The sequence below is a fragment of the Sporomusa sp. genome (assembly GCF_035561255.1).
Classification (GTDB): Bacteria; Bacillota; Negativicutes; order Sporomusales; family Sporomusaceae; genus Sporomusa.
Map to the genome: position 1 here is coordinate 1 of NZ_DATMXX010000081.1, position 9,997 is coordinate 9,997.

Annotated in this window: 7 protein-coding genes; 3 read left to right on the forward strand and 4 right to left on the reverse strand. The window is 47.1% G+C overall.

The window, feature by feature from the left end:
• Window positions 1-92 precede the first annotated feature (92 nt).
• Complete coding sequence (locus VN379_RS04905) at window positions 93-2,498, forward strand: glycyl radical protein (RefSeq protein ID WP_325531389.1); 2,406 nt, start codon at window positions 93-95, stop codon at window positions 2,496-2,498.
• A gap of 94 nt (window positions 2,499-2,592) precedes the next feature.
• Window positions 2,593-3,495 carry a glycyl-radical enzyme activating protein gene (locus VN379_RS04910; RefSeq protein WP_325531391.1) on the forward strand — a complete coding sequence of 301 codons (903 nt, stop codon included), beginning with the start codon at window positions 2,593-2,595 and terminating at the stop codon, window positions 3,493-3,495.
• Window positions 3,496-3,590: 95 nt separating this feature from the next.
• On the opposite strand, the gene VN379_RS04915 is transcribed toward VN379_RS04910, so the two are convergent.
• The 4 genes from VN379_RS04915 to VN379_RS04930 all read right to left on the reverse strand — a co-directional run bounded on the left by VN379_RS04915 (window position 3,591) and on the right by VN379_RS04930 (window position 8,053).
• Entirely contained in the window at window positions 3,591-4,241 is a 651-nt protein-coding gene (locus tag VN379_RS04915; RefSeq protein ID WP_325531394.1) for a histidine phosphatase family protein, read from the reverse strand.
• A 53-nt stretch (window positions 4,242-4,294) separates the two neighbouring features.
• Window positions 4,295-5,386: a 3-phosphoserine/phosphohydroxythreonine transaminase gene (serC, locus tag VN379_RS04920; protein ID WP_325531402.1), complete on the reverse strand. Its 1,092-nt coding sequence runs from the start codon at window positions 5,384-5,386 to the stop codon at window positions 4,295-4,297.
• A 392-nt stretch (window positions 5,387-5,778) separates the two neighbouring features.
• Window positions 5,779-7,200, reverse strand: a complete 1,422-nt coding sequence (locus tag VN379_RS04925; protein ID WP_325531396.1) for a CCA tRNA nucleotidyltransferase — start codon at window positions 7,198-7,200, stop codon at window positions 5,779-5,781.
• A 13-nt stretch (window positions 7,201-7,213) separates the two neighbouring features.
• On the reverse strand, window positions 7,214-8,053 hold the full coding sequence (locus tag VN379_RS04930) for an ABC transporter ATP-binding protein (RefSeq protein ID WP_325531398.1): 840 nt from the start codon (window positions 8,051-8,053) through the stop codon (window positions 7,214-7,216).
• Between the two features lie 161 nt (window positions 8,054-8,214).
• Between VN379_RS04930 and VN379_RS04935 the strand changes: the two genes are divergently transcribed.
• Window positions 8,215-9,930: a bifunctional diguanylate cyclase/phosphodiesterase gene (locus VN379_RS04935; RefSeq protein WP_325531400.1), complete on the forward strand. Its 1,716-nt coding sequence runs from the start codon at window positions 8,215-8,217 to the stop codon at window positions 9,928-9,930.
• Window positions 9,931-9,997 lie beyond the last annotated feature (67 nt).

Sequence of the window (9,997 nt, forward strand, 5' to 3'; positions counted from 1 at the left end):
ATATATTCCAATATTAAGTCAAAATAATCAAAATTACTTTTTATCCTTAGTGTTAGAATTAAGCTAAATCGTATTAAGGGAGGTAAAGATACATGGCAAGTCCGGCGATCAAGTTTGAACCTCAAACAACTCCTTCGGCTATTTCGTCCCGCGCTGGTTTATTAAAAGATCGTTTATTAAGTATTACTCCTGAAATTTGCTATGAACGGGCCGAGCTAATCACTGAATCGTATAAAGAGACGGAAGGGATGCCGGTTATTTTACGGCGAGCCAAGGCTCTTGAAAAAATTTTAGCAAAAATGGTTATCCGCATTCAGCCGGATGAGCTGATTGTCGGTAATCACACGCCCAAGCCACGCAGTTCACCGATTTTTCCTGAGTTCTCGTTTGCCTGGATCGAAGCTGAATTTGACCGTTTAGCCCAGCGTGCCGGTGATGTGTTTTTGATCTCTGACGAGTGCAAAGAAAAATTAAGCGCTGTTTTTAAATATTGGCAAGGTAAAACAACCCAGGAATATGCTTCTAATCTTATGCCTGCTGACGCCAAAGCAGCCCAAGCCAATGGCGTATTCACGGTCGGAAACTACTTTTTCCTCGGCGTTGGCCACATTTGTGTGGACTATGGCATGGTTCTGCAAAAAGGCTATTTGGGCATAAAGGCTGATGTCCTCAAAGAAAAGCTTACGCTTGATCTTACCAATCCGGCAGACTTAAAGAAATCACAATTCTTGCAGGCAGTTGAAATTGCCTGTGACGCCGCAATTAGTTTTGCCGCCCGGTTTGCAGCTGAAGCTGAGAAGCAAGCCCAGGCTGAGACCAATGACCAACGCAAGCAGGAATTACTGGCAATTGCCGCAAACTGCCGCAAGGTGCCTGCTAACCCTGCACAAACCTTTTACGAGTCATTGCAGTCCTTCTGGTTTGTCCAACTGATCATTCAGTTAGAATCAAATGGCCATTCTATTTCTCCCGGCCGGTTTGATATATATATGTATCCTTATTACAAAAAAGATATTATGTCAGGAAAACTGACACCAGAACAGGCAATGGAGTTAATTGAATGCCTGTGGGTAAAATTCAACGAGATTAATAAAGTCCGTGACGAGGCTTCTACTAAAGCCTTTGGCGGCTATCCCATGTTCCAGAACCTAATTGTGGGTGGACAAACCGCCGATGGCCGCGATAGTACTAACGAATTATCTTACTTATGTCTGGAGGCTACCGAAAATGTTCGTTTGCCGCAGCCATCACTGTCGATTCGCTTTCATCAGGGTACGCCGCAGAAATTCCTGATTAAGTCCAGTGCGGTCGCTGCGCTGGGTCTGGGCATGCCGGCGATGTATAACGATCATGTTATCATTCCATCGCTGGCCGCCAGAGGAGTATCGCTGGAGGATGCCCGTGATTATTGTGTCATTGGTTGTGTTGAACCGCAAAAAGGCGGCAAAACCGAAGGTTGGCATGACGCGGCTTTCTTTAGTCTGGCAAAATGCCTGGAGCTGGCATTAAATGACGGTATTGATCCTGTTACCGGCGTTCAACTGGGCCTTAAGACGGGAACACTCGCGACAATGGCCACTTTTGATAAGGTTATGGACGCTTACCGCAATCAAATAGAGTATTTTGTTAAATTGCTGGTTATTAGTAACAACTGCTGCGATATTGCGCATGGCAGCATCTGCCCACTACCGCTCTTATCCTCTATGGTTCAGGATTGTGTAGCCAAAGGCAAATCGCTGCAAGAAGGCGGCGCCCATTATAACTTCACCGGGCCGCAGGGTGTTGGGGTAGCTAATGTTGGCGACGCACTAGTAGCATTAAAGAAACTCGTTTATGGTGAAAAAATAGTTAGCAGAGCAACATTAGCCGATGCGCTCAATAAGAATTGGGCCGGCTACGAAACTGAACGTCAGATAATGTTAAACCAAGCGCCTAAGTTTGGTAATGATGATGATGCCGCTGATGAACTTGCCCGCTTAGCTGCCCGCATCTATTGCGAAGAGGTAGAAAAATATACCAACCCGCGCGGCGGTCAATTCCAGGCTGGACTATACCCTGTGTCTGCCAACGTTCCCTTAGGCGCAGTCGTTGGCGCTTTACCTGATGGGCGACTTGCCGGCACGCCGCTCGCCGATGGTGTTTCTCCGGTATCCGGCCGGGACATTAAAGGCCCGACGGCTGCCGCTAAATCGGTAGCCAAACTTGACCATGAAATTGCGTCAAACGGTACTCTGTTCAACCAAAAATTTCTTCCCAATGCCTTAAAAGGTGAGACCGGACTAGGGAATCTCGCAGCCCTGATACGGAGTTACTTCAGCCTGGGCGGACTTCATGTACAATTTAACGTCATAAGTAAAGAAACACTGGAGGACGCGCAGCGTAATCCCGAACAATATCGTAGCTTAGTAGTCCGGGTGGCAGGTTACAGCGCCTTCTTTACCTCGCTTGACAGGAGCCTGCAAGAAGATATTATCGCCAGAACTGAACACGATTTTTAGTAACAGAAACAGTTTTGGGAGCAGATTCTTTTCTGCTCCCAAAACTGTCAACTAAATATTGGTTTTTACGGCAACGGGAGGGAGGGAAGCTACGGTGACAGGTTTAATATTCGACGTTCAACGCTTTACCGTTCACGATGGTCCTGGCATACGAACGGCGATCTTTATGAAGGGATGTCCTCTGCGGTGTGCCTGGTGTCAGAACCCGGAGTCAGTACGTAAAGAGCCGCAAATAACATACTTTCCGTCGCAGTGCATTCGGTGCGGTAGTTGTGCCAAAGCCTGCCCGGAGAAAGCGGTACGACCTGCCGGCAAGACCCTGATTGAGAAAGTAAACCTGACTTTATGCAATCACTGCGGGGCCTGTGCCCGGTCTTGTTGCTCCGGCGCTCTACAACTGATTGGCCAGCTTGCCACTGTAGAAGACCTCTGTGATATCGTGATGGGTGACGCGATCTTTTACCAGAACTCAGGTGGCGGCGTCACCTTTACCGGCGGCGAACCCACTTACCAGCCGGAGTTTCTGACCGCCATGGCTAAGAGATTTAAACAACAGGGACTACACTTGGTTATCGAAACCTGCGGCCTATTCCATTGGGAATCTGCTGCAGAGGCTATTTCACTAATGGATATTATCTATCTGGATATAAAACATGTTAATGCTGAAGAACACCGGTTGCTCACCGGCGAAAGCAATGCCTCAATTCTAGCAAATGCCCAGCACATGGATCAACTGGAAAAACCAATCCGGATTCGTGTTCCGCTTATCCCCGGCTTTAATGACAGCCTTGAAGACTTTGGCGAGACTGTCCGCTTTGCCACACGTCTTAAAAACTTAGAGAGAATACAAATATTGCCTTACCACAAGTATGGCATATCCAAATATGAGCGTATTGGCTGGGGATATTCATTAACCGAACTTGAACCTCCGCCTAAGAGTCACGTTGATTTATTGCTGGCATTGGCTGAGAGCCACAAGGTTGTTTGTACTTTATAGTCCCGCTTAAATATATGTATGAAATATGGCAGAGCAATCAAAATCGGTCTTCTAAGATGCTCCATTTATGGGGCATCTAGAAGACCGATCGTGTTTTATAAGCCTTTTTGCTCAATTCCGCTATATAGGAATCCTAAATGAGTTGTCGAGTTCATCAGCACTAGCCGCCACTTGCCATCCTGATACTCAAACACATTGATACAGGTATTATCCTGTTTTATCTGCCAGAAGTGTGATAAGTCAATATCCAGGATATCACACAGTACAGCCTTGTTAACAGCATCGTGAGCCACTACCAATACGGTTTGACCCTGATGCTTCTCAGCAAATTCCCGGAATGCCGCCATAGACCGGTCGCGAACAGTCGTGATATCCTCCCCGCCCGGTCCCGGCATGGTAACTCCTATTACAGTGCTCTTCCACTGTTCTAAAAGTTCCGGGTATGTTTTGCCCACATCATCACTTAAAAGTCCTTCCCACTCGCCATGGTGAATCTCCAGCAACCGGCTATCGGTATTGACCGGTAACCCATGAGAAGCCACACACATCATGGCTGTATCTACAGCTCGGGATAACGGACTGGCATAACAGATATCAATTGGAACATCCTTAAGCGCTTGAGCTGCCAGCTGCCCCTGCTCGCGGCCGAACGAGGTAAGCGGTGTATCAATCTGGCCCTGATAGCGGCCTTCTTTATTCCAGGTAGTCTCGCCATGACGGACTAGTATAAATCGGGTGATTGCCATGTTTTCCTCCTTAAGCTACTAATATTAGTCATATTTAACAACCGCTCTCTGTTTTATGCATTCTCCCTGTGGAAGGAAAGCATGAGTTCGCGTAGTGCCTGGCAGGATTCATAAGGCACGGCATTGTAGGCAGATGCCCGGCAGCCGCCCACAGAACGATGCCCGGCCAAACCAACGAATCCAAGCTTTTTCGCAGTATCAAGGAACTTATTCTCCAACGCTTCATTGGCAAGGCGGAACGTAATATTCATCAGTGACCGCGCATCCGGCTGAGCATGGCCAAGGTAAAAACCGTTACTGGCATCGATGGCATCATAAATGAGTGCTGCCTTACGTTGATTCTGTTGGTAAAGCGCAGCTGCTCCGCCCTGCTCTTTGACCCACTCCAGCATGAGTTTTATCATGTAAATGCTGAACGTGGGCGGCGTATTATACAACGAGTTATCTTTGGCAAAGGTTCCATAGCGGAGCATAGTCGGAACTTTTTGATTAGCTTTTTCTAATAAATCACGGCGAATAATAACCACAGTTACGCCGGACGGTCCAAGATTCTTTTGCGCTCCGGCGTAAATCAGGGCAAACTTGCTAACATCAAATGGTTTCGACAGGATGTCACTGGACATGTCAGCAATGAGCGGTACGACCCCGGTGTCAGGGAAATTCTGCCACGCTGTGCCAAAGATGGTATTGTTGGAGGTAATGTGCAGGTAGGCTGTATCAGCATCGTATTGCAGTTTATCAACAGCCGGTATACTGCGGTAATTGCCCGCTTTGGCTGAGGCAGCAACAAATACCTCGCCCAGCCTTTCCGCTTCAGCGTAGGCTTTCTCGGCCCAGACCCCGGTCATAACATAACCGGCTTTTGCACCTGCCGGCAAGAAGTTTAGCGGCACCATAGCAAACTGGAGGCTGGCACCACCCTGGAGAAATAGCACCTCATAGCCGGCCGGGATCGCCAGTAGTTCTCTTAATAGCTCGATTGCCCGGTTATGTACTGCCTCATACTCTTTGCTGCGGTGACTCAGTTCCATCACCGACATGCCTGTACCATTAAAATCGAGTAGTTCTGCCTGCGCTTTCTGCAGCGCTGTAAGCGGCAGCGCAGCCGGTCCGGCATTAAAGTTATATACTCTTTTACTCTTCATTTCCATAAAATCACCTCATAAAAAGCTCGCCCCTACATGGTACTATTATGTATGAGGCGAGACAAATATCCACAGTGCCCCGCTAAACCATAAACAATCTCAAAATACACAAAAAACCCTCATCCCACTACAGGGACGAGAGCTATTTCCCGCGTTGCCACCCATGTTGCCTTCCGGCCAACTTTTGCCGCTATACCGGGCGGACCCCGTCAGATTCATCATCAGCCACTTCCAGGCGGAATCAATTGTTACTCACGCCAGCTCACACCAACTGCCAGCTCTCTGAAGATTGTAACCAATTAACTTCCTGTTCATCATGTTAAGCTAATTAACTTGTTTTTGATTATACATTATACGCCATCCGCAGTCAAGTGTGCTCAGGCAAAAAACTTTCAAAAAGGTTCCGGCTGTTTTTTAGCCATACGCCGGACACGAGCGTCAAGGGCAGCAACCAGCGCATTACGGGTATTGCTTAGTTGTCCGGCTTGAATTCGTTCCAGCAGATTCTGCTGAAAGCTGCCAACACCAGGACCACCGCCAATTTTGGCAGCAATCTCCTGGCCACACAGTCTAAGCTGTTCCGGGAAAAATGGTACTTCCTGCATAAGATTACTGGTGATTTCCTTTACAGTTTCCAGCCCGGCCAGTTTAGGTTGAGTGTGACCGGCCAACCGGTCGGCCTGATGTAAGATAAATAGCTGCGTCAAAGCAGCAGTGAATTGACTGCTGCTTTTAAAATCACCAGCCAGACGTTTGAGCCATCTTAATACAGCTTTACGCTCTGCTTCCGGGAAAACCAGGTGCTGGCGAATGAGCCACCCCACCCGTTCAAAGACCCGGCGTTCTACCCGTAATCTTGCCAGGATAGCTATAGCTGTCTGTGACCCAGCCTTATCGTGGCCGGGATCAGACGGCTGGCCCTCTCGATTCACAGTCCTTATTCCCGGCCAGCCTTTCGCAACATCATGCAACAGCGCACCCCAGCGCAGGCTGGGCTCCGGCGCTATCAATTCAACAGTGGCAAGCGTATGACGCCAAGCATCGTACCGATGATATTTCGGGTTTTGTGGTAATTCATTTAGGTGCTCAAGCTCCGGTAGAATCGGTATACTATATGTCCGCCCCTGTTCTTTGGCCTGGCAGGCAGCTCCCAGCAACCCGGTTTTACGCAGTACCTCAAGACCCAGTGAGGCAAAGTCAGCCAGCAGTGTTTTTTCGATTTCGCTCCGCACCCGCTCCACTGACAACCCATTTACCCGGCCCAGATTGGCTGAAATTGCAGCCATTGTACCACTTTCGATGGTAAAACCAAAACGGGCGGCAAAGCGGGCGGCCCGAAACATCCGCAGACCATCCTCGGCAAACCGGTTATGGGGATTACCCACTGTGCGAATCAGCTTGGCTGCCAGATCTTGCTGTCCCCCAAACAGATCGACAATCCTGCCATCAGTCCCCATAGCCATTGCATTGATCGTAAAGTCGCGCCTGGCCAGATCTTCAGCCAGGTTCACCCCAAATTCAACAGCTTCTGGCCGGTGACTGTCAGCGCCATAGCGTTCGCAACGAAATGTCGCTACCTCATAGTTACGCTCATTAGCTACAATAATAACCACCCCAAAAGCAGCCCCCACAGTGATAGCCCGCCAGCCTTGGCGTACTGAAATAGCAATGATCTCAGCCGGAATTGCACTTGTAGTCAAATCAATATCAACAGGCTCTATACCCCGAATTATATCCCGCACTGCACCGCCCACTATATATACTTCATACCCCGCAGCGGCAAGCACCTTCATGATTTCTCCGGCTGTTTCCATAACGTCGACTCCTTTAACTGCTGACACGCCGACCAGTCAATTCAACAAATACATCCTCCAGATTGGTATGGCGCAGTGTTGTATTTGTTGCCAATGTCCCAGCAAATGCCGCAGCTTCACTCCGGCTGGTAAAGAAACGATACTGCGTACCTTCGCTCTCAGTCCACTCCACTACGTAGTTGCCTAAACGCTCACAGAGCGCCCTTGGACTGTTGAGTGCAATTAATTGACCTTTTTCCATGATGGCAACTCGCTGACAGAGATTCTCAGCCTCTTCAATATAGTGGGTAGTCAGGAGAACTGTCAATCCATCAGAATTCATCCGGCGAATAAGATCCCACAGCCGGCGTCTTACCTGAGGGTCAAGCCCAACGGTGGGTTCATCCAAAAACAACACCTGCGGCCTGTGCAGGAGTGCCCGGGCGATCATCAACCGCCGTTTCATACCCCCTGAGAAAGTATTCACCATATCATTACCGCGTTCTGTAAGCTCGACATAATCCAGCAATTCTTTGATCCGCTGTTCCCTTAGGGCGTTGGGCATATGGTGCAGGCGCCCATGTAAATCAAGGTTCTCCCTGGCAGTCAAGTCAATGTCAAGATTTAAATGCTGCGGTACAACGCCAATAACTGATTTGACTGCCAGCTCATCTAGCGGCAGCCGCCAACCGTTAATACTAATATCGCCGGCTGTTGGCCGGGTAAGCATGGTCAGAATTCGTATTGTTGTAGTTTTTCCGGCGCCGTTAGGACCAAGCAAACCGAAGGTTTCCCCCTGCGCAATCTTTAGATTCAGGTTATTTACGGCTATACGTTCACCGAATTTTTTTATTAAGCCATTAATGTAAATCATCAAATAACCTCGCAAAAATTATATTGCTGATATTTTCAACAGCAGCTGCATTAACTCCTGCCTGCTATAAATTCCCCTTCAGGACCAAAGTCCTATATAGTCAAATTAGTACCAATGTTATGATAAAATTGTATAAGAATTTTTAGGAGGTAAATCCGGGTGTGACTCAACTAGACTCTAACCTTGACGAATTTCAACAGATATTTAATTCTGCTGCTGACGGCATGTGTGTTATTGCCCGTGATTTCACTGTACTCAGAGTGAATGATGCCTTTACTGCAATGACCGGCTTCACTCGGGAACAAGCGCTTGGTAAAAAATGCTATATGATAACACCTGATCCGTGTTGCCAAACCCCATCCTGCCCTATGCTTCAAATCGCAGAATCGCTACAAGGTCTTGAGCGTGATGTTACTTTAAAAAACTGTGCCGGAGACGAAATAGATTGTATACTAACAGCCACACCGTTACTAAACCCAGCACGTAAACTTACCGGCATTCTCACATGCATAAAAGATATTACTGGACGTAAACGCTTTGAACGAGAGCTTATTACCGTTAATCAGAAACTGGAGAAAAAGGTTACCGACCGCACGCACGCGCTTAAAGAACAGGAAGATCAACTTGTCAAGCTGCTGTATACCGACACGCTGACCAGCCTCCCTAATCGCTTACGCTTGCTACGGGATGTTGCCAAATCCAAAGTGCCTGTTGTGGCTCTTGTTAATATTGACGACTTTGAGCAAATAAACAATTTTTACGGATATGCTGAAGGCGATTTCATTCTCGTTAGCCTGGCGCGCCTGCTATTGGACATTCTACCCAATCCAGCCTATACACTTTATAAAATGCATGCTGATGAATACGCAATTTTTCTTGATGCTCAAACCGCTGCTAATCTGCCTATGATTTTAGATGACTTTGAACATCTGGCAAAACATATTGCCACAACAATCCTTGCCACCCGGTTTTCAAGCAATCATCAGGAGGTCTTGTTACGAGTAACTACCGGTATCGCCTTTGCGGCCAGTGTTGATCCAAAAAGTCTGGTTATCAAGGCTGATATCGCTTTGCGTGAGGCCCGTGCAGCGCGCAAACCTTATCTCTTTTTTAGAGAAGCAGATGGCATAGATGCCCGCTACCAAAATAATATTAAATGGGCGAAATTACTGCAGGAAGCCATTAAATATGACCGCATTATCCCATATTTTCAGCCAATATATGATCATCGGAATCCTAATAATCGTCATTACGAAGTGCTGGCCCGGCTGGCCGATAATCACGGAACCATTATCTCCCCTTATCAGTTTATCGATCTTGCCAAAGCCACCAGACAGTATCCGGCTATTACCAAAGCCATTATTCAGAAATCTTTTTCACTATTTAAAGACCTGCCTAACGAAATATCCATCAACCTCGACGTAGAAGATATGCTCGACCTTCAGACAACCACGATGATTCAAGAACAACTGGAAAAATACAATATGAACCACAAAGTGGCTTTTGAAGTGTTGGAAAACCACAGTCTGGAGAATCATACCGCTGCCGTTCAATTTTTAAAAACGTTAAAAAAGTCCGGCTGCAAATTAGCTGTTGATGATTTTGGTTCAGGCTATTCTAACTTCGCCTATGTTCTGTCGCTTGACTTTGATTATCTGAAGATTGACGCCTCTCTCATTAGAAATATTGATCAGGATGCCAATTCACAATCTATTGTCAAAAGCATTGTTGCTTTTGCCCAGGATATGGGCATTAAGACAGTTGCTGAATTTGTCCACTCTGAGTCCGTATTTACAACTGTCCAGCAGTATAATATTGATTTTTCTCAGGGTTATTATATTGCCAAACCAAGTCCATGGCTGCTTAATGAAAAATAACAGGTTAACTGAACATGTATTTCAATATTATCCAATAATTATGAAACTAATTTATAAAATAAAAAAG

What these genes read in the sequence shown, in the direction of transcription:
- VN379_RS04905 (WP_325531389.1), top strand. Translation starts at nt 93, where the DNA reads ATGGCAAGTCCGGCGATCAAGTTTGAACCTCAAACAACTCCTTCGGCT.
- VN379_RS04915 (WP_325531394.1), bottom strand. Translation starts at nt 4,241, where the DNA reads ATGGCAATCACCCGATTTATACTAGTCCGTCATGGCGAGACTACCTGG.
- serC (WP_325531402.1), bottom strand. Translation starts at nt 5,386, where the DNA reads ATGAAGAGTAAAAGAGTATATAACTTTAATGCCGGACCGGCTGCGCTG.
- VN379_RS04925 (WP_325531396.1), bottom strand. Translation starts at nt 7,200, where the DNA reads ATGGAAACAGCCGGAGAAATCATGAAGGTGCTTGCCGCTGCGGGGTAT.
- VN379_RS04930 (WP_325531398.1), bottom strand. Translation starts at nt 8,053, where the DNA reads ATGATTTACATTAATGGCTTAATAAAAAAATTCGGTGAACGTATAGCC.